This is a genomic window from Pseudofrankia sp. DC12 (genome assembly GCF_000966285.1).
Lineage (GTDB): Bacteria > Actinomycetota > Actinomycetes > Frankiales > Frankiaceae > Pseudofrankia.
This window is the reverse complement of the sequence record NZ_KQ031391.1, coordinates 4,071,934-4,091,482: the sequence shown is the minus strand read 5'-3', so window position 1 is coordinate 4,091,482 and position 19,549 is coordinate 4,071,934. Positions and strand designations below refer to the sequence as shown.

Sequence of the window (19,549 nt, the reverse complement as noted above, 5' to 3'; positions counted from 1 at the left end):
GCAGCCCATGAGGGGCCGCGGCGACGAGGATGGGTGCATCCGTATGGTCCTGGCGTATCTCCCAAGCCCCGCGCAAGGCGTCTGGCATCTCGGGCCCGTCCCGATCCGGGCCTACGCCCTGTGCATCCTCGCCGGGATCGGCGCCGCCGTGTGGCTGACGGAGCGCCGATGGGAGGCGCGCGGCGGTGATCGGGAGGACGTGACCGCCGTCGCCACCTGGGCGGTTCCGTTCGGCATCATCGGAGCGCGGATCTACCACGTCGTCACCGACCCCGAGCTGTACTTCAAAGCCGGTGAACACCCCGTCCGTGTGTTCTACCTGTGGGACGGCGGCCTGGGAATCTGGGGCGCTGTCGCGCTCGGCGCGCTCGGCGCATGGATCGCCTCCCGCCGCCGCGGCATCAGCCTGGCCGGCTTCGCGGACGCCGCCGCGCCCGGCCTCGTGCTGGCACAGGCGATCGGCCGGTGGGGGAACTACTTCAACCAGGAGCTCTACGGCCGGCCGACCAGCCTGCCGTGGGGGCTTCTCATCGACCCGGCCCACCGCCCCGCCTCGACCCCGACCATCGCGCTCTACCAGCCGACGTTCCTCTACGAGTCGCTGTGGGACCTCGGCGTGCTCCTCCTCCTGCTCGCCGCAGACCGGCGTGGGGTTCTGCGCCGCGGGCAGCTGTTCGCCCTTTACGTCGCCGCCTACACCGCCGGACGCGGCTGGGTCGAGGCACTGCGCGACGACCATGCCAACCACATCGCAGGCCTGCGGCTGAACGACTGGACCTCGATCCTCGTCTTCGCCGCCGCGGTCGGATACCTCCTGGCCAGCCGCCGACGGGCAACAGCCAGGCCGGCGTCAGGGGACAGCGTCCCCGCCGAGCGAGTCCGCCTCGAAGCGGATCACGGCCTCGCCCCACCGCCCGAGCTCTCTCCGGATCCAGCGCTACCCACCACCCCTGCCGCCACCGGCCAGGACCGATGACGACCCACGCCACACCACCCGCCGCCGCCGAGGACGCCGCAACCGCCTGTACACGCACGGACACGGGCGCGCCGGCGGCCCGTTCACGCCGCGTCAGGCTGGGCCCTACCGGTACACCCAGCGCCCAAGTTGGAGCAGGCACTCACTGGGCACCACTCGGCCCGCCCGTTCCAGCAACTGGCAGTACGGCGTCGGCGGACGTGTCGGGCTCGGTGGCGCGGCGATCGGCGAGTTGGTCAACGAGGCGGGACAAGGCGGGCAGGGCTTTGACGATGACGTCTTGGTCCTCAACGTCCAGGCGGTTCAGGGCCTCGCCGAGGCGGCGTTCGTGGGCCTCCTGCCAGCCCAGCAGATGCTCGGTGCCTGTTTCGGTCAACGAGACCCGGGCGGCCCGCCGGTCGGTCGGATCGATGCTTCTCCGCAGAAGATCCGCATCGGACAGCTGTTGGATCAGGGTGCTCACCGTGTTTGGCGCAAGCCGCAGCAGCGCGGCCAGCTCCCCCACCCGCGCACCGTCGCGCTCCCGCAGGCACTGCAGCAGCTCGACCTGGGCCATGGGAAGCATCTCCCACGGATAGTCGCTGCGGATACTGGTACGCAGCGCCCGTCGCAGACGCATGACGATCTCCGTCAACCGCCGCGTGTCCCAGTCTCGCTTGGGCTGCACCATTCCGGCAGGATAACTGGGAATAGCCAGCTCGCGGTCGGGCGGATCGATCGCCGATCGGCGAGCCCCGCGACGTCCAGCCACCGATCTGCGCCGCACCTGGATCCCGACGGTCAGCGCGGTTCGCCGCGAAGCCGCCAGGTACCCGCGACGTATGTCTGGCCTCCCCTACCAGCCCACGCCCGGCCGCCGGCCACACAGGACGGGTGTCACCGCCCGGCCAACGCATCCGCCGGACCCGTTCGCCGCGGCCACGGCACGGCACAGCGGCCACGCCCAGCCCACCGCCCTTAGCAGAACAGCCACAGGCTCCCGGCCGCGACACGCCACCCGATACCGCCGCGTCCCCGTCCCACCCGCCCGACGCCGCGTACACCCAGAAGGCGCGGGGAAGCGGGGTGCGGGACACGTTGGCCGGGTCCGGGTCTGTACGGGGGGCGGGCACGGCCGCCGGCCCGTAGCCGGCGGGGTCGGGCACGCGGGCCCGCAGCCAGACCAGCACCACCAGCGCACCCAGGCCAGGTACGGCCAGCATGGCGAGCGCCGGCCCGTATCCGGCGCCGGTGGCGAGCACACCGGCGACGAGCAGCGGTCCGGCCACCGCGCCAGGCTGGTCGAGCGCCTCGTGGACGGCGAACCCACGGCCGCGCCCGGTGGCGGCGGTCGCGTGGGAGAGCAGCGCGTCCTTGGCCGGGCTCCGAGCGAGGCCAGCAGCGGCCCGGTGACCGACCGGGCCCCTTCATAGACAAAGTCGGCCAGCAGGCTGACCACGCCGAAGACCAGCACGAACCGCCACGGCCGCAGCCGCCCAGCCGCGGCGGCGGGCGCGGGCTGCTGGTCCTGCGCCGGCGGGGTCATCCCCACACCGCCCGCGCCACGGCCACGCCGAGAACGGCGGCGCCGAACGCGGCCAGCACACTGCCGAGCGCGTTGGCGGCGGCGAGCAGCCGGGAGCCGTCCTCGACCAGCCGCAGCGTCTCGTAGGAGAACGTCGAGTAGGTGCTCAACGCCCCGCACAGCCCCGTCCCGACCAGCAGCGCCAGCCGCGAGGACGCCGCCCCCGCCGTCACCGCGCCGGTGAGCAGGCCGAGCACCAGACTGGCCGCGACGTTCACCGTGAACGTGCCCCAGGGAAAGACCGTGTCGTGGCGGGCCTGCACCGCCCGGTCGGTCAGATAGCGCAGCGGCGCCCCGACCGCCGCCCCGACGATCACCAGCAGCCAGCTCACCGGCCCGCCTGGCGGCCGACGTAGCGGATCACTTCGACCTCGTCGAGGATGACCAGTCCTTCGGTCACGAGCTCGTCGAGCTGCGGCAGGAATGCGCGGATGCGCGGCTCGTCGTCGACGATGACGACCGCGGCCGGCAGGTCCTGGCTCAGCGACAGCAACCGGGTGGTGTGCACGATCGAGGACGCCCCGAACCCCTCCACCCCATGAAAGACACTCGCGCCAGCCAGCCCGGCACGGTGCGCCCGGTGCACGATCTCGCTGGTCAGCGGCCGGTGGTGCCACTGGTCGCTCTCCCCGATGAACACCGTCAGCCGCAGCGCCCGGCCCGTCAGCCTCATCCCGCCCGCCTCACGATCAGCCGGCGGGTCGCCACCGCCGACAGCCATACCGCACCCAGCGCCAGCACCACGGTCAGCGCCAGATATCCCACAGCGAGGCCGGGCCGCCCGCCGTCGAGCAGCCGTTCCGCGTCGACCGCGTACGTGGAGAACGTGGTGAACCCGCCCAGCACCCCGGTGCCGAGGAACGGCCGGACCAGCGGATGCACCACCCGCACCTCGGCGATCACCACCATCAGCAGCCCGATCGCCGCGCAGCCCACCGTGTTCACCACCAGCGTGGCCCACGGGAACCCACCAGCCGTGGTAGGCCAAGCCAGCGACGCGCCATAACGGACGCACGCCCCGATCGCGCCGCCGGCCGCGATCACCGCCAGCAGCAGCATGGGCCTGCGGTGCAGTTCCCGACGCTGCGCCGGAACATGCAGATCCACATCCGGATCCGAGGGCCTCACGGCCTCCCGCGACGAAGAGCCGTCCACACCGACCTCCCTACCTGCGCGGCACCCGGGCAGCCGGGCACGACCTGGCACAAGTAGGGACTGTTGGCGGCACCTCGTCGCACCTTCGACCGAGTGCCGCGGTTCGGGTACGGCGAGCCCCACCGCCGCGCGGCGGCCAACAGCCACCGGCCTTCGTCAAGATACCGCGTCCGCCACCCGCGCTGCCGCAAACACCCCTCACAAGACCCCCGCATCCAGGCGAACCGTAAGACAGCGCCCGGCTTCACCATCGGTCCTCACCGCCAACCGCACCTTCCGGTTGGGAACACGCAGCCTCGCGGCGGAGATCCTCGCCATCCCGGCTGTCAGCGCCACCGTGACTGCGGCGGCCCGCACCGCACCCTCGCTTCACTACGGTAGAAGGCATCGGTATGCCGGGAAGTCTGGTCGGCAGCGTGTCCGCTGACCCCTTGACCAGGAGCGCCGCCGTGAGCCAGACCCCGCCCCCCATGTTCGCCCGCAGATCCTGGCCCGAAACCCGCCGGATCGCGGCCATCCTGCGCAAGGAGACCATCGGCGGCGCCCTCCTGCTCGCCGCCACCATCGTCGCGCTCGGCTGGGCGAACTCGCCCTGGTCACACTCCTACCAGGCGATGCTGTCCTACCAGCTCGGCCCACCCTGGCTACACCTGGACCTGACCCTCGCCCAGTGGACAGCCGACGGCCTGCTAGCGATCTTCTTCTTCGTCGCCGGACTGGAACTCAAACGCGAGTTCGTCGCTGGTGACCTCCGCGACCCGCGCCGCGCCGCGGTCCCCGTCGTCGCCGCGGCCGGCGGCGTCGCCGTCCCCGCCATCCTCTACACACTGGTCAACCTCGGCGGCGACGCCTCACAGGGCTGGGCGATCCCGACCGCCACCGACATCGCCTTCGCCCTGGCCGTGCTCGCGGTCATCGGCCGCCACCTGCCGTCGGCACTGCGGACCTTCCTGCTCACCCTCGCGGTCGTCGACGACCTGCTCGCCATCGCCATCATCGCCATCTTCTACACCCACCACCTGGCGGTCCTCCCGGCGCTGGGCGCACTGGTACCGCTGGCGCTGTTCACCTTGCTGGTGCAACACCGGGTGCAATCGGGGTGGCTACTGCTGCCCCTGGCCACCGCCACCTGGACGCTGATCCACGCCTCCGGCATCCACGCCACCGTCGCAGGAGTCCTACTCGGCCTTGCCGTGCCCGTCCTCCGCAGCGACCAGGCCGGCGGCCAGGACGCGGGCCCCGGGCTCGCCGAACACTTCGAGCACCGCTGGCGGCCCATCTCCGCGGGGATAGCCGTGCCGATCTTCGCGCTCTTCTCCGCCGGCGTCACCCTCGGCGGCCTGTACGGTCTCGCCAACGCCCTGGGCGACCCGGCCGCCCTCGGCGTCATGATCGGCCTCGTCATCGGCAAACCGCTCGGGATCATCGCCGCCAGCTACCTGGTAGCCCGCTTCACCCGCGCCACCCTCGCCGACGGCCTCGCCTGGATCGACATCCTCGGGCTCGCGGTCCTCGCCGGCATCGGCTTCACCGTCTCCCTACTCATCGGCGAGCTCGCCTTCGGCACCGGCAGCGAACGAGACAACCACACCAAGATCGCCATCCTGGCCAGCTCACTGCTCGCCGCCCTGCTCGCCGCCGTCCTGCTACGCCGACCGCGACGACGACACCATCCCGGACCTCGACCAGGACCTGGCCGCGCCGGCAGCTGACTGACGAAACGGCCTGTTCCCCGGGCGCCGAGCCGATCGCGATCCCCGTCGCCGGCGACACCCCCAGCGGACGGGCTGCTCGGAGCCCAGGTCGTCGGGCGGGGCGGCCACCAGCGCGACATCGTTGCTGAGGCCGCGCCGGCGCGGGGGCCACATCCGCGCCCACCTCGCGACCGCACACTTACGCGACGGTAGGGCCGGCGCGCTCCGAGGTGACGTGGCCTCGGCCCTCCACGCCCCGGAGGGTCCGGCGCGGGTAGGGGTCTCGGGTCTGCCTGGTGGTGGATCGCGGATCGGGGTGCCCATGACCGGGCCTGGTGTTCGACAGACGGATGTGTGACAGACGGAGACGCTGTGATGACGGAATCCCGGGTACCTGAGGTCAGCATTAGATGATGCCGACGATCCCGGTGCTGTGCTGGCCGTCCACCTGCCGGCGTAGCGCCGGAAGATCCGCCGTTCGGTCAGGGATTGATCCTTGCCGTGGGGCGGGCGGCGGTGGTCTGCGCTGTGGCGGCTGGGTCGGAGCGCAGACGTGCGACGAGGTACTCGGCCGCGGTTACCTGCTCGCGTAAGGTCGCCAGGTTCTCCTCGGCCACGACGATCCAGGTCCGTAGTTGGCCGCGCAGTTCTTCGCGTCTGTCGTCCGGGAGCCGGTCGTCGGACAGTTCGTCGCGCAGGGTGAGTAGTGCGCGCACGTCTTCCAAAGAGAATCCCAGCGGCTTCATTTTCTTGATCAGCAGGAGGCGTTCGACCGCTTTGGCGTCGTAGAGGTGGTAGCCCGCCGCTGTGCGGCCGGCTGGTTCGAAGACGCCGACCTGCTCGTAGTAGCGGGCGGTGCGCAGCGACAGGTGGACCCGTTCGGCCAGTGCCCCGATCTGGAGCAGCCCCGCCGGTGCCACGTCTTCCATCTTGTGGCCCCTTCGCTCCTGTGCGGCTGGACCCATCCGTCAGATTTAGTGGGTTGTCGTTGGCACTGTATGTCGGTCGGGCCTGGGGATGTTGGTGCCCGACTCGACGCAGGCAGGCTCGCCAATGCCAGGAGCAGGCCCGCGCGCGGCGCGGAGATGGGCGGGCAAAGGGCTGGCGCCGCGCGCCCGCAACCACACCAAACCGTCGGCGCGTCAGATCTGCGCGGGACGTTTGCCACCGTCGGTTGCACGGTCATTCCGTGTCGCGGTGTGGCCTCGCGCTCGATCCGGGGGCTTGCGAACTATACTCTCACGTAACTGTCATGTGTCCGGCCCGCACGGTGGGAGGCGACCGGCCCGCGTGATGCCCGCGACGCTGCGAGCCCTGGCCTGTGAGCCCGAGCATCTGTAGTAGCATGTAGTAGATATGTGGACGGATCCGCACCGAGATGTCCCAGGCCACGACCGGCTGACGCGGCACCGGCCAGGTACGGCGTTCAGCCGATATGCCGGCGCCCATCCGCGACGGATCACCCTGTTCGCGGTTGTCGGGTTCGCGCTGTTCGTGGCCGTAGGCTCGCTCGCGCCGCGGCTGGCGCTCAACCCCGGTGTGTTGAACACCCCCGAGTTTCCCGATGTCGGCGCCACCGTGCTCGCCGCCACGGCGGCGCTCGGCGTCGACCTGCTGCTGCTCTGCGCCTTCGCACTGCACGATCGGGCGCCCGTCAAGGGCGCCAACCGTGCCGAGGACCCTGGCGGGCTCGTCCCGCCGGTCGTACGCCCGTTCTGTTGGCTGGTCATCCTGCCGAGCCTGACGACCGTCGGCGTCCTCGCCAGCCGGGTCGCGGGCAGCCACGGCCCACTGAAGGTCGACCAGCGCATCGACAGCCCCGTCGCCTACCGCCTGCTGCCGTCGCGGCCCGTGTTGAGCCGTCTGGTCGAACTCGGCAGCCCGACCGGCGTCACCGTGTTGTGCACGCTGCTCGCCCTTGGCTGTCTGACGCTACGCCGGATGCGGGCCGCGACCCTCGCCGCAGCCGGCCCGACACTGGCCGGGGCACTGACCGAGTACGTACTCAAGCCGCTGATCGGCCGACACAAGGGCGGTGGGTTGGCATTCCCCAGCGGCCACACCACCGGGGCCGTCGCCCTCGCCGTCACCATCACCCTCTTCCTGCTACCCGGCGGCACCTTCGCCGGACTACCGCGGACGCTACGGCTACTACTGGCAACGTTCGCGGCCATCCTCGCCAGCGCCCTACCCCTCGGCCTGATCGCCCTGCACTACCACTACGCAACCGACGTGCTCGCCGGCGCCGCGCTCGCGGTCGCCCTCATCCTCACACTCGCGCTCCTGCTCGACGCAGCGGCGGGCGCCACCACGCACCCCGCCACATCACCCAGCGAACCGCCAGCCAGGCCCGGTGACCCCGACCAGCGCCCGTAGACGCCCGGACAGGGAGCGTCCAGGTTTCCTCCACAACCGGCAGGCAGGTCGGGGGCAGAGCCGCGTGGATGCCTCCACGCACGACTCGTGCATCGGCGGGTGGTGAAAGGCTCGCTCGGCGACCGCTCCCGGACCGCCGACAAAAGCGATCCAGGATCGAGCCGGCCGGTGAAGGCCTCGAACGCTTCTCGCCACCCGTCGGGGTCTACGCTGGGGCACACGGCCACCGGGTGATCTTCACGTCGTCCCCTCGTGTCGTTCGACCGGCCCTACGACCTCGGCGACGGCGCCGCCGACTTCACCGGCAACGAGGAGCCGCCCGTCGCGCTCGCCGAGCGGCTCGGCCTGCCACTGGGCTACGCGACCGACGTCGACCTGGACGCGGACCCGCAGCTGCTCGACGGAGCCCGCGCGGTGATCTCCCTGGGCCACGACGAGTACTACTCACGGGCGATGCGCGAGCCGGCGCGAGCGGGCCGCGGGTCCAGGCGTTCACCAGCCAGGTGACGACCAACCTGCTGCGGGCGTTTGCCGTCGGGCCGGCCGGCCAGGCACACCCGGCCGCGCGGTCCGTACCGACCGGCTACGCGCACAAGGTCACCGGACTCGAACGCTGAACGGCGATCCTTCGAGACGCGCCGACCTGTGACTGTGGCCGCTCCTAGCCTCCCGTGCCATCGCGGCGCGCCGTCGGCACCGACGTTCACGGTGTCCGCCGTGAGCCCGCATCCCTGCCGGTCGAGCGTCGGGGTCTCAGCCGGGCTGCTTCCCGGTTGCCGGAACCGGCGTGGCCGGAGTATCGAGAGCGATAGGCACGCCCGTGCTCGTCGCCACCTCGGGCGGGGTCACCGGAGCGGGAGCTGCCGGGGTGGCGTGCGGCGCGTCGTCGTCGTGCAGGCCGCGGACCTCCGATTTGAAGATTCGCATCGAGCGGCCGATCGACCGGGCGGCCTCGGGTAGTTTCTTGGCGCCGAACAGCAGTACGAACACCACTGCGACAATCAGCAGGTGCCAGGGGCCGAACTCACCCATCGTGTCCTCGATTCCACAATTTGAGCCAGGCGGGTCTACTGCCGTGTAGACGGTGGCCACTGGTCTTTCCATATTGTCTCATCCAGCCTGGCACAGTAGCGATGGCCCGCACGTTCCCGAGGGCGCCACGAGGGCGCCCGCGTATGGGCTCAGCTGGACGGGTGGCGGTAAGGATTCTGTTGTGGTGATCGAGAGCAGGCCCGTCGATCACCATGCGGCCGTCGGCCGGGAGCGCTGCGGTTATCTCGCGCCGTTCCCAGCGGCACGGTTCCTTGGGTCGTCTCAGGGAATGCGCAGCGTGACAATCCGACAGCGTCACCAGGCCGAGGACTTGGCCGCAGGCCCGGGCCTGCGGGGGCCGTCGCCGGTCGGCGGTGCGGCCGGCAGACCTCGCGGTCAGCGCGAGGGCGGCCAACGCCGTCCCGCTGGTGCGAGCCGGGCGGCTGCCCGGTGTTGTTGGACGATCCTGGATCTATCGTTCTGTGTGTTGGACGACCGTTACCGCCCGGGTTGCGGCGAGGCGTAGACAGGCGGGGAGAATTGGCAGGAATGGGTGAGATGGGTGCTGGTCCACCCGGCCCGTCGGGACTGCTCGCGCCACGGCGCGCGTCGAGGCGGACCCGCGTGGTCCAGGCGGTCGGCGGCCTGGTGTCGTTCGCGCTGTTCGCCTTCGTCGTGGGTGGTTGGGCGTCGTCGGTCTATCTGACCGGGAACATCCGCACCTCCAGGCTTGATCTCGGTTTCGGGCCGCAGGGGACCGAGAAGCCGGACGCCGCCGGCAAGACCCCGATGAACATCCTGGTGCTCGGTTCCGACACCCGGTCGTCCGCGACGGACTGCCAGATCGGCGGTTCGGACGGCGGCGCCTGCGGCACGGGCACGAACGCGACCGTCGGCGCGAACGCCGACGTGGAGATGCTCGTGCACCTGTCCGCGAACCGGACGAACGCCACGGTCATGTCCATCCCGCGCGACACCGTGACCGACCTGCCGGCCTGCAAGGACCCCACCAGCGGGTATGTCTACCCGGAGATCCGCAAGGGACAGATCAACAGCAGCCTGGGCCGGGGCGGCCCGGGCTGTACCGTCGCGGCGGTGCACCAGCTGACCGGCGCCGTGATCGACCACTTCGTGATGGTCGACTTCGGTGGCGTCGTCAGCATGTCCGACGCGATCGGCGGGGTGAGCGTCTGCGTCGACAACAACGTCTACGACCCGTACTCCCAGCTGAAGCTGGCGAAGGGCACGCACACCCTCAAGGGGCTGGCGGCGCTGGAGTTCCTGCGCACCCGGCACGGCTTCGGCGACGGCAGCGACCTCGGCCGGGAGGCCGCCCAGCACGTGTTCCTCTCGGCGCTGATCCAGAAGTTGAAAAGCGCGAACACCCTGTCGAACCCGGTGACGCTCTTGAGCCTCGCGAACGCGGCGACCAAGGCGCTCACGGTCGATGACAGCCTGGCCGGCGGCCCGTCGCCCCTGGTCTCACTGGCGGGTCAGCTCAACGACGTGCCGACCAACCGGATCACGTTCGTCACGATGCCCAACGTGCCCGACCCGAGCGATACGGCCCGGGTCATCCCGGCGCCGGGCGCGCGCGAGCTCTTCCAGGAGATCGACAACGACCAGTCACTGTCGGGCGGCCAGGCGACCACGACCCCTCAGGGGGCGGCCACGACGGCGCCGGTGACCGTCGCCCCGTCCACGGTGCGGCTGACGGTGGAGAACGGCAGCGGCTACCCTGGCCGCGCCTCCAAGATCACGACCTCTCTGCAGGCCAGGGGCTACACGCTGGTGCGCGACGGCGGCAACGGCCCGGCGACCGCGGCCACCCGCCTCTCCTACGAACCCGATGAGCAAGCCGCGGCCCGAACCGTCGCGTCGGCGCTGGGCCTGCCGGCCGGTGACCTGTCCGCGACCAGCACGTCAACGTCGCTGGTCCTGAACATCGGCTCGGACTGGCCGACCGGGACCACCCTGTCGGCCACCCCCACGGCGTCCACTACCGGACCCGTCACCGCGCCGACCAACGCGAACCCGCTCAACGCCGCGGCCTCGAACGGCTGCGTCCACGTCAGCACCCAGGACACCACCCAGTTCGGATCGCCGAGCAGGGCCTACGCCCGCAGCCCCAAGATCCCCGACTCCGACTCGACCGCGGCCCGCCAAATGTAAGGAGCCGGCAGCGCGGACACCGACCTGTCAGATGTTTACCCACCCGCGGCCGAGACCCCGCCACCCGTCCTGGTCAAATCGGAGTCGGGTTGACGGGACCGGGATCGGGGATCGTGGCGGGGGCTGGCTGGGCGGGCACGGCGGGGGCCGGGACGGCGGGTGGGGGTACCGCGCCGACGCCAGCGGCCAGCATCGCGCTGTTCGGGATGGATAACGGCCCGTCCTCGGTGAGCAGGCTGACGTAGCTCAGGCCCATGCCGGTGACCTGCCCGGTCAGGATTCCGCCGAGGGCACCGGAGCGGACGCGGACATGGTCGCCGATGTTGAAGGGGCGGGCCAGGAGCAGGACCAGCCCGGCACAGACGTTAGCCAGCGCCTGCTGGGAGGCGATGCCGACGAACACGCCGGTCAGCGCACCGCCAAGCAGCAGATGCTGGATCGGGAGGGCGAGCAGGTCCAGCGTCGAGAACAGCACGGCCGTATAGCCGACCAGGTTGATCAGCAAGCGGACGACCGCGGCGTGCCCGTCGCCGGTCCTGGGCCGCAGCACCCGGTAGATCTCGTTGCTCGTCGCCCGGACTGTCAGCACGGCGAAGACCAGGAATGCCGCCGAACCGGCCGCCCCGAGGATCTTCTGATGCAACGCGTGGCCGTGGATGTCGCCGAACCCGCCGGCCGCGACCATGGCGGCACACGCCAGCAGCCCGCAGACGGCCGCGGTACGAAAGTCCGCGGTCACGTGCGCGAACGGCGCACTGGGTACATGGCCTCGGCCCCGACCGCGATGGAGTCTCACGCCTTCCTGGTTACGCTTCGTCCCGGCTATCGGCAAACCCGACCAGTCTGGGAGCCGATCCCGCCCGACCTTCCGCCCGCACGTCGGCAGGCAGCCCCTGACCGCCTGCGACACCTGGCGCAGACGGCGATGGGACGGCGCTCGGCCCGTCGGGGCGCAGGAGTCACCCGTCGGCGAGCGGGCACGGCGCGCTTCGCAGCGTCGCTGGTCCAAACGGCCGTCAGCCAGCCACGTAGGTCTCTACGTGGCTGCTCCTCGTGGGACGTTTCGGATGGCGTCCATGGCGGCTAGGTCTATGGTCGTGACGGCGTAAGGCACACGCGGTGAGCGCACCGGAGACGACACGATGGATGGGTCCAGCAACAGCGAGGCCGCGGGCGGCCCCGGGCAGGTGCCTCGTCCGGACCGGCGGCAGCGGGACCGGCGCGGGCACGGTAGGCGTGCCGGCGCGGGGTCGGGCCGCGGGGTGAGGCAGCGGCTGGTGCACGGCGTCGAGGAGGACGCCACGACCGCTCGCCGTCATCTCTCGTCCCAGCCCGGCGGGGCATCCGGCCCGCGGCGGGCGGCGGCGGAGCCGACGAGCGGTGGCCGCCTGCCGCGTGAACCGCACGGCTTTGTCGAGCGTTCCGAGCCGGGTGCTGGCGGGGTGCTGCCGCGGCTGTCCGCATGGCGGCTGCCCTGGGTGCCGCGGGTCGCCGCGTTGCTGACGTTGACCATCGGTGTGATCGACATCGTGTCGGTGGTCACCCCGGAGTGGCGCTTCCGGCTGGCGGACCTACGGGAGGTGTTGCCGGGGTCGGTGTCGCGGCAGGCGGCGGCGTTCACCGTCCTGGTTGGGATGCTGCTGGTCCTGCTCGCGCGTGGCCTCCGCCGCCGTAAGCGGCGGGCCTGGCGGGCGGTCGTGATCCTGCTGGCGGCCAGCGTCATGCTGCATCTGGTCAAGGGACTGGACGTCGAGGAGGCGGCCGGATCGGCCGCACTGTTCGGTGTTCTGCTGGTGACCCGACGGGAGTTCCAGGCCAAAGGCGACCCGACAACCCGGTGGCGCGCGTTCGGCGTCGGCCTGACGCTCACCTTCATCTCCATCGGGATCGGGTTGCTGCTCCTGCGTGCCCGCTCAGGCCACATCGTCGCTCCGCACCCGCTGTCCGCCGAACTCCAACAGATCCTCGGAGGTCTCGTAGGTATCCCAGGCCCGCTGCGGTACACCTCCGACCGGTTCGCCGACCTCGCTGCCCGGGTGCTGCTGGCGATGGGTCTGCTCACGGTCGTGACCACCGGCTACCTGGCGCTGCGGCCATCCGAGCCACGGCCACGGCTGACCGACCAGGACGAGGCACAGGTACGTGCCCTGCTCGACCGGCACGGCGAGGCCGACTCGCTGGGATACTTCGCGCTACGCCGCGACAAGTCGATGATCTGGTCGCCCACTGGCAAGGCCGGTGTCGCCTACCGGGTGGTCTCCGGCGTCATGCTCGCCAGCGGCGACCCGCTTGGCGATCCCGAAGCCTGGCCAGGAGCAATCAGGGAATTCCTTCGCGAAGCGGCTGACCACGCCTGGACGCCGGCGGTCATGGGCTGCTCACAGACTGGCGCTATCGCCTGGAAACGCACCGGCCTGTCTGTCCTGGAACTCGGCGACGAGGCCGTCGTCGACACGGCCAGCTTCACCCTGCAGGGCCGGTCGATGCGCAACGTCCGCCAGGCCGCGGGCCGGGTGGAACGCGCCGGCTACACCGCCCTCGCCCGACGCATGCGTGACATTCCGCCGCACGAGACCGACCGGCTCACCCGCCAGGCCGCGGCCTGGCGAGGGACCGAGACCGAACGCGGCTTCTCGATGGCGCTCGGGCGGCTCGGCGACGCCGCCGACGGCGGCTGCGTGGCCGTGATCGCATTGCTCGCCGACCCGGACGGTGGCGAAGCTCGGCCGCGGGCGCTGCTGCACTTCGTGCCCTGGGGCCACAGCGGGCTGTCGCTGGACGCCATGCTAAGAGACCGGTCGGCGGACAACGGCCTGAACGAGTTCCTCATCGCTCACACTCTCTGTCACGCCGCCGAGCTGGGCGTCACCCAGGTGTCGCTGAACTTCGCGTTCCTGCGGTCCGCACTCGAACGCGGCGAACGGCTCGGCGCCGGGCCGTTCGCCCGCGGCTGGCGGGGACTGCTGATGTTCCTGTCCCGCTGGTTCCAGATCGACAGCCTCTACCGGTTCAATGCCAAGTTCCAGCCCACCTGGCAGCCCCGGTACGTCTGCTACCCCACGAGCACCGACCTGCCCCGCATCGTCCTGGCCGGGCTCGAAGCCGAAGCATTCCTGGTCTGGCCCCGCTGGCGGCACCCGGTGACCAGACTCGCCTCCAAAGTGCGCCGCCGCTCGCCGCACCGATCGGCCACTGGCGACACCGCGCCGGACCGGCCCAGCAGCAGCGTGACCTCTCCCGAACGGGACACCGAACCCTGACGACCCGTCCACCGACCCGTCCACGCAACCGATCTTCGGTTTGATCCGCCGCTCCGCTTCGCCCTCAAGCGCCCGGATCCGTGAGGTCGGTCGGAATCGGTTCGCGCACGCGACCAGAGCTGTCACGCACCGTGGCCGGCCCCGTTCGGCCGGCCCGTCGTCCCGTGCGGCCCGTCTGCGTCGGCGCCGGGACGGGGCGCGGGGATGTCAACCAGCCAGGTCGTCGCCGTCACCCGAGCAAAGCGCGCTTCGGCCATCTCGTGACTTACGGTGCGATAGAGGCCGGGATGCGGTGCCGGCTGTGGGCAGGTTGCGGCGCAGGTCAGGGGTGTGGGTTGGGGTCGGTCGTCGTCATCGGGACGTGGTTTCCGCTCGTGCTGGCCGGCCTGTCGCTGGCCTGCTGGGTGTGCTGTGTCCGGCTGCGTCGTCGGGGAAGGGGCGCGGCGATCGCTGCCGGTGCCGTCGCGGTGCTGGTCACACTCGCGACAGCGGCGGACCTGATCAACGCCCACTACGGGTACCTTCCCCGCGTCGATGACGTCGTCGGAGTGACGTCCTGGCCGACCGCCCCGGCGCGCGACGCGATCGCTCAGGCGCCCACCCGGCCGCACCGACACGGATCCGTCATCACCCTGCCCATCAGCGGCACGCACAGCGGCTTTGGCACCCACCGGGCGCTGGTGTACCTCCCGCCGCAGTACTTCACCGACCCCCACGCACGGTTTCCCGTGGTCTACCTGCTGCACGGCAGCCCCGGCGCACCCGTCGACTGGTATCGGGCGAACGAGGCCGCGACCATCGGCGCCCTGCTGGCCCACACCGACCAACCAGCCATCCTCGTCGCCCCGCGGGTCAGCCACGACTGGCTGGACGACAGCGAGTGCGTCGACCGGCCCAGCGAACACATCGAGACCTACCTCATCGACGACGTCATCCCGTCCGTCGACACACAGTTACGCACCCGTCCCGACCGGGCCGACCGGGTCTTCGCCGGGATGTCCGCGGGCGGGTTCTGCGCGCTCAACCTCGGGCTGCGCCACCGCGACCTCGTCGAGACGATCGTCGCGATGTCCGGGCTCGCCGAACCCACCCACAGCGGCGGCATGGCCGGCCTGTTCGGCCCCCGGCCAGACCTCGCCGCCCTCGCCGCCGCCAACACCCCCGTCCGCTACGCACCCACACTCCCGCCGTCCCCACCGATGCGGATCTGGCTGGACTGTGGCCGCGGCGACCGTGAGGCCCTGCGCGACACCCTCACCATGGCCCGCCTCCTGACCCACCGCGGCGGCTTCGACGTCGACCTGCGACTGCGACCCGGCGGCCACGACTACGGCGTCTGGCGCCCGGCCCTGCGCGACAGCCTCCGCTGGGCCGTCCCCACCTCGGCCCTCGCCACGACCAGCTGACGGCACAGCCGGGAGATCCCAAGCTGCCGCTGACGGCCACCCGATTCAGCATTGCCAGCACCGCCGCTCGCAACAGCCATACGGCCAAAGCTGTCTGAATGCCCGAATAGGGCGAGTTATGGACCGTCGAGTGCTTCTGTCGCTCCTCAGCGTCGGAGCGGCGCAGGCGCTGACCGGCTGCGCGACCGAGCACCACCCACGCGCGACCATTCGCCCAGCGCCAGTCGCCGTCAGGGACGGATCGAGCGAATCGTCGCCGGCCGGCGCGCTGCCGCTGCCGCCCATCCCGCCACCGCACCCCGGAGCACCGACGGTCGTCTCTCGCGACCCCCACACAACCCGGCGTATCGCGTTGACCATTGATGACGGCCACGACCACGCAGCGTGACCAGGCGCCAGAAAGGAACTACTGAGTTCCCCTGGCCCTTCGGGCACGCCGCCCCGGCGTGAAAGCTTCGCCTGGCCCTTTCGAGGTGTGTCGGGGCGGCGTGGAAGGGTGCGGGCTGACCGCCTGTCCAGCGTCACGCGCGCGTGTCACAGATCCAGTGTCAGTCGGCGCGTCGGAAGCACTGCACTGACGTCAGCGGCGCACGCCGTCGTCCTCGCGCTGGCGAGGCAGCATGAGACCGGTCCAGTCGTTGTCCGGCGCCGTGTGCGGAAGCATCGAAAACGCTGTCCGGGTCCCGAAACGGCCCCGCCGGCCAGCCCGCCTGCTTGTTCGCCGGCCGGGCGACCGTCGTGCCACCCAGCCCACGCCGGCGCACAGGGCGCCGGTCGCCAGCAGCGCGGCAAGCAACAGCCACTCGCCTGCCGTGGGGATTCCCAGATCGCCCTCGGTGTGGACGACAAACCCGAGGTCGAAGAGCCAGGTGAGCACTCCGAGCGCGACACCGGCGAAAACCGGCGCCCGGTAGGTGATCAACGCCGTGAACACAATGAGGATGCCGGCCCCGGTCGCCCTTCCGGGTGGGAGCACGGCGAAGACGGCAGCCAGGACCAGCAGGCCGCAGAACGCGGCGAACAGAACGATCTCCCACGGCGGCCGCGGGCGTTCGCCTGCGGCATCGGGTGCATCCAGCGACCACACCGCGGCCTCCGTAGGTCCTCATCGGTGGAGCTCCCGCGGGCGGAGCACGGACGACTGGAACTCAGCGCCGCCGGGAAGCCAGCAGTTCCACCCTCGTCCCACGGCGGCCGATGTGTGCTCGTCGTCGTGGGATGTTGACGCCTGTGCCCTGGATTTCCACGTTCCTTTGACGCTTTGCCGGGCCCGGGCCGCTCTGGGCGGACCCAGACTGGACTGCATGACACGCGGCAGGTTGCGGATCTATCTTGGTGCGGCGCCGGGGGTTGGCAAGACCTACGCGATGCTGTGCGAGGCGCACCGCCGTAAGGAGCGGGGCACGGACGTGGTCGTCGGGGTGGTGGAGACCCACGGTCGGCCTCGGACCGCCGGGCTGGTCGACGGCCTGGAGATCATCGCCGGTCGGGCGGTCTCCTACCGGGGCGCCGCCTTCGAGGAGATGGACCTCGACGCGATCCTGGCCCGCCACCCCGCAGTGGTGCTCATCGACGAGCTGGCGCACTCGAACGTTCCTGGTGCCCGGAACACCAAGCGCTGGCAGGACGTCGACGAGCTGCTGGACGCGGGCATCGACGTGCTGTCGACCTTGAACATCCAGCACCTGGAGTCCATCAACGACGTGGTCGAGGCGATCACCGAGATCCCGCAGCGGGAGACGGTGCCGGACGCGGTGGTGCGCGCGGCCGAGCAGGTCGAGCTGGTCGACATGACGCCGGAGGCGCTGCGCCGGCGGATGGCGCACGGCAACGTCTACGGGCCCGAGAAGATCGACGCGGCGCTCGGAAACTATTTCCGGGTCGGCAACCTGACCGCGCTGCGGGAGCTGGCGTTGCTGTGGCTGGCTGACAAGGTGGAGGAGCAACTCGACCGCTACCGGGGCGAGCACGCCATCTCGAGGCCGTGGGAGACCCGGGAGCGAGTGGTGGTCGCGCTCACCGGCGGCCCCGAGGGCGACACGCTGATCCGCCGGGCGGCCCGGATCGCGGGCCGCGCGAACGGCGCCGACCTTCTCGCGGTACACGTCACCCGGTCGGAGGGGCTGGTCAGCGCGTCGCCGACGGATCTTGCCCGGCAACGGGTGCTGTTGGAAAGCCTCGGTGGCAGCTATCACCAGGTAGTCGGGGACGATGTGCCCGCCGCCTTGCTGGATTTCGCCCGGGCGGAGAACGCCACCCAGCTGGTGCTCGGCGCGAGCCGGCGTGGCCGGCTCGCCCATCTCGTCGATCCTGGCATCGGTGTGACGACGACGAAGTTGTCTGGCGCGATCGACGTGCACCTGGTCACCCATGACCAGGTGAGCAGCGGCCGGCTGCTGCCGCGCCCGGCCGCGGGTCTGACCATGCGGCGACGCCTCCTCGGCGTGCTCACTGCGGTGACGCTGCTGCCGTTACTGACGGCGGCGCTGACGCACGAGCGGGCCGAGGTGAACCTGACCAGCGACACGCTGGCATTCCTGGTGGTGGTCGTCGCGGTTGCACTGGTCGGCGGCCTGGCACCCGCGCTGCTGGCGGCGGCCGGCGGCTCGCTGCTGCTCAACTACTACTTCATCCCACCGATCCATCGGCTCACCGTCGCCGCGGGCAACAACCTGCTCGCGCTGCTGGCGTTCGTGGCCGTCGCGGCGATGGTGAGCAGCGTTGTCCACCGGGCGGCCCGCAAGACCAGCCAGGCGGCCCGGGCCGCGGCGGAGGCGGAGATGCTCTCGACGCTGGCCGGCAGCGTCCTGCGCGGAGGCCAGGCGGTGCCCGCGCTACTGGCACAGGTACGGGAGATGTTCGGTCTCTCCTCCGTCGCACTGCTCGAACGCGTGGCCGGCGGCGACGAAAGCAGTCGGCAGGAGACGCAGGGCGCCTGGCAGGTGGTCAGCAGCGCCGGCCCTGACCCATGCCAGCGCCCGCAGGAGGCGGACACCGATCTGCCGGTCAGTGACGATCTCGCCCTGGTGCTGAAGGGCCGCCCGCTGCCGGCGGCGGACCGGCGGGTCCTCGCCGCGTTCGCAGCACAGGCCGCGGTGGCGCTGCGCCAGTGGCGCCTGGCCGAGGCGGTGGCCGAGGCGGGGCCGCTCGCCGAGGCGGACCGCACCCGCCGGGCGCTGCTCGCGGCCGTCAGCCACGACCTGCGCAGCCCGCTTGCCTCCGCGTCGGCCGCCGTCGCGAACCTGCGCAGCGACGAGGTCAGCTGGACGGTCGGCGAACGGGTCGAGCTGCTCGCCACGGCCGGGGAGGCGTTGGACCAGCTGGCCCGGTTGGTGGAGAACCTGCTGGACATGAGCCGCCTGCAGGCCGGGAGTCTGAGCGTGTTTCCCGCGCCGGTCGGGCTCGATGATGTCGTTCCCAGCGCGCTGCGCGGCCTGGGAGCAGCAGGCCACGACGTCGTGGTCCGGGTTGCGGACGATCTGCCGCCAGCCTACGCCGACCCGGCGTTGCTGGAACGGGTGATCGTCAATCTGCTGTCGAACGCGGCCCGCTACGCACCGCCCGGCTGCCCACCTGTGATCACCGGGAGCGCGCTGGGTGACCGGGTGGAGATCCGGGTGATCGACCGTGGGCCTGGGCTGCCGGCGCAGGACCGGGAGCTGGTCTTCGCTCCCTTCCAGCGGCTGGGCGACACCGACAACGACAGCGGTATCGGACTTGGCCTCGCGATCTCCCGGGGTCTCACGGAGGCCATGGGCGGCACGCTGACACTTGAGGACACACCGGGTGGGGGGCTGACCATGGTGGTGACGCTGCCAGCCGCGACGGACGGGCAGCCCGCCGGCCGCGTCACTCACGAGGACAGCGGCCTTGTCACGGGCGCGCTCACCTAGTCACCTGGATCGCCGGCCGGC

Annotated in this window: 16 protein-coding genes; 8 read left to right on the top strand and 8 right to left on the bottom strand. The window is 71.2% G+C overall.

Going from position 1 to position 19,549, the window contains the following annotated elements:
* Positions 1-43: 43 nt before the first annotated feature.
* Complete coding sequence (lgt, locus tag FRADC12_RS16325) at positions 44-976, top strand: prolipoprotein diacylglyceryl transferase (protein WP_084010864.1); 933 nt, start codon at positions 44-46, stop codon at positions 974-976.
* 142 nt (positions 977-1,118) lie between these two features.
* On the opposite strand, the gene FRADC12_RS16320 is transcribed toward lgt, so the two are convergent.
* The 4 genes from FRADC12_RS16320 to crcB (FRADC12_RS16305) all read right to left on the bottom strand — a co-directional run bounded on the left by FRADC12_RS16320 (position 1,119) and on the right by crcB (FRADC12_RS16305) (position 3,647).
* Complete coding sequence (locus FRADC12_RS16320; protein WP_045877294.1) at positions 1,119-1,646, bottom strand: MarR family winged helix-turn-helix transcriptional regulator; 528 nt, start codon at positions 1,644-1,646, stop codon at positions 1,119-1,121.
* A gap of 851 nt (positions 1,647-2,497) precedes the next feature.
* A complete protein-coding gene (gene crcB, locus FRADC12_RS16315; RefSeq protein ID WP_045877293.1) occupies positions 2,498-2,872 on the bottom strand; it encodes a fluoride efflux transporter CrcB in 375 nt (124 codons plus the stop codon).
* Positions 2,869-3,213 (bottom strand): DUF190 domain-containing protein, encoded by a 345-nt coding sequence (locus tag FRADC12_RS16310; protein ID WP_045877292.1) that lies wholly within the window; start codon positions 3,211-3,213, stop codon positions 2,869-2,871. The genes crcB (FRADC12_RS16315) and FRADC12_RS16310 overlap by 4 nt, the downstream gene beginning before the upstream one ends.
* A complete protein-coding gene (gene crcB / locus FRADC12_RS16305; protein WP_045877291.1) occupies positions 3,210-3,647 on the bottom strand; it encodes a fluoride efflux transporter CrcB in 438 nt (145 codons plus the stop codon). Before crcB (FRADC12_RS16305) ends, FRADC12_RS16310 begins: the two co-directional genes overlap by 4 nt.
* 518 nt (positions 3,648-4,165) lie before the next feature.
* Between crcB (FRADC12_RS16305) and nhaA the strand changes: the two genes are divergently transcribed.
* On the top strand, positions 4,166-5,407 hold the full coding sequence (gene nhaA, locus FRADC12_RS16300) for a Na+/H+ antiporter NhaA (protein WP_045877290.1): 1,242 nt from the start codon (positions 4,166-4,168) through the stop codon (positions 5,405-5,407).
* Between the two features lie 464 nt (positions 5,408-5,871).
* Here nhaA and FRADC12_RS16295 read toward each other — a convergent pair whose 3' ends face one another.
* Positions 5,872-6,318, bottom strand: coding sequence for a MerR family transcriptional regulator (locus FRADC12_RS16295; protein ID WP_084010858.1), 447 nt, complete (start codon positions 6,316-6,318; stop codon positions 5,872-5,874).
* Positions 6,319-6,745: 427 nt separating this feature from the next.
* On the opposite strand from FRADC12_RS16295, the gene FRADC12_RS28485 reads away from it, so the two are divergent.
* Together FRADC12_RS28485 and FRADC12_RS16285 are read left to right on the top strand one after the other, a co-directional pair.
* On the top strand, positions 6,746-7,765 hold the full coding sequence (locus tag FRADC12_RS28485) for a phosphatase PAP2 family protein (protein ID WP_052710953.1): 1,020 nt from the start codon (positions 6,746-6,748) through the stop codon (positions 7,763-7,765).
* Between the two features lie 252 nt (positions 7,766-8,017).
* The gene (locus FRADC12_RS16285) at positions 8,018-8,272 is read left to right on the top strand and encodes a N,N-dimethylformamidase beta subunit family domain-containing protein (RefSeq protein ID WP_045877289.1); all 255 of its coding nucleotides are present in this window, start codon (positions 8,018-8,020) and stop codon (positions 8,270-8,272) included.
* Positions 8,273-8,518: 246 nt separating this feature from the next.
* On the opposite strand, the gene tatA is transcribed toward FRADC12_RS16285, so the two are convergent.
* Positions 8,519-8,797: a Sec-independent protein translocase subunit TatA gene (tatA, locus tag FRADC12_RS28480; RefSeq protein ID WP_084010856.1), complete on the bottom strand. Its 279-nt coding sequence runs from the start codon at positions 8,795-8,797 to the stop codon at positions 8,519-8,521.
* Between the two features lie 624 nt (positions 8,798-9,421).
* On the opposite strand from tatA, the gene FRADC12_RS16275 reads away from it, so the two are divergent.
* Positions 9,422-10,969, top strand: coding sequence for an LCP family protein (locus FRADC12_RS16275; protein WP_045877288.1), 1,548 nt, complete (start codon positions 9,422-9,424; stop codon positions 10,967-10,969).
* Between the two features lie 73 nt (positions 10,970-11,042).
* On the opposite strand, the gene FRADC12_RS16270 is transcribed toward FRADC12_RS16275, so the two are convergent.
* On the bottom strand, positions 11,043-11,708 hold the full coding sequence (locus FRADC12_RS16270) for a mechanosensitive ion channel domain-containing protein (RefSeq protein ID WP_045877287.1): 666 nt from the start codon (positions 11,706-11,708) through the stop codon (positions 11,043-11,045).
* Positions 11,709-12,111: 403 nt separating this feature from the next.
* Here FRADC12_RS16270 and FRADC12_RS16265 point away from each other — a divergent pair, with 403 nt between their 5' ends.
* Both FRADC12_RS16265 and FRADC12_RS16260 read left to right on the top strand, forming a co-directional pair.
* A complete protein-coding gene (locus FRADC12_RS16265; RefSeq protein ID WP_045877286.1) occupies positions 12,112-14,229 on the top strand; it encodes a phosphatidylglycerol lysyltransferase domain-containing protein in 2,118 nt (705 codons plus the stop codon).
* A gap of 335 nt (positions 14,230-14,564) precedes the next feature.
* Complete coding sequence (locus FRADC12_RS16260) at positions 14,565-15,635, top strand: alpha/beta hydrolase (RefSeq protein ID WP_045877285.1); 1,071 nt, start codon at positions 14,565-14,567, stop codon at positions 15,633-15,635.
* 580 nt (positions 15,636-16,215) lie between these two features.
* Here the strand turns inward: FRADC12_RS16260 and FRADC12_RS16255 are convergent.
* Positions 16,216-16,722, bottom strand: coding sequence for a hypothetical protein (locus FRADC12_RS16255; protein WP_045877284.1), 507 nt, complete (start codon positions 16,720-16,722; stop codon positions 16,216-16,218).
* 217 nt (positions 16,723-16,939) lie between these two features.
* On the opposite strand from FRADC12_RS16255, the gene FRADC12_RS16250 reads away from it, so the two are divergent.
* Complete coding sequence (locus FRADC12_RS16250) at positions 16,940-19,528, top strand: sensor histidine kinase (protein ID WP_045877283.1); 2,589 nt, start codon at positions 16,940-16,942, stop codon at positions 19,526-19,528.
* Positions 19,529-19,549: the final 21 nt, after the last annotated feature.

Excerpts from the sequence above, each read along its gene's own strand:
- lgt (WP_084010864.1), top strand. The coding sequence starts at position 44 with ATGGTCCTGGCGTATCTCCCAAGCCCCGCGCAAGGCGTCTGGCATCTC.
- FRADC12_RS16320 (WP_045877294.1), bottom strand. The coding sequence starts at position 1,646 with ATGGTGCAGCCCAAGCGAGACTGGGACACGCGGCGGTTGACGGAGATC.
- FRADC12_RS16310 (WP_045877292.1), bottom strand. The coding sequence starts at position 3,213 with ATGAGGCTGACGGGCCGGGCGCTGCGGCTGACGGTGTTCATCGGGGAG.
- nhaA (WP_045877290.1), top strand. The coding sequence starts at position 4,166 with ATGTTCGCCCGCAGATCCTGGCCCGAAACCCGCCGGATCGCGGCCATC.
- FRADC12_RS16295 (WP_084010858.1), bottom strand. The coding sequence starts at position 6,318 with ATGGAAGACGTGGCACCGGCGGGGCTGCTCCAGATCGGGGCACTGGCC.
- FRADC12_RS28485 (WP_052710953.1), top strand. The coding sequence starts at position 6,746 with ATGTGGACGGATCCGCACCGAGATGTCCCAGGCCACGACCGGCTGACG.
- tatA (WP_084010856.1), bottom strand. The coding sequence starts at position 8,797 with ATGGGTGAGTTCGGCCCCTGGCACCTGCTGATTGTCGCAGTGGTGTTC.
- FRADC12_RS16265 (WP_045877286.1), top strand. The coding sequence starts at position 12,112 with ATGGATGGGTCCAGCAACAGCGAGGCCGCGGGCGGCCCCGGGCAGGTG.
- FRADC12_RS16250 (WP_045877283.1), top strand. The coding sequence starts at position 16,940 with ATGACACGCGGCAGGTTGCGGATCTATCTTGGTGCGGCGCCGGGGGTT.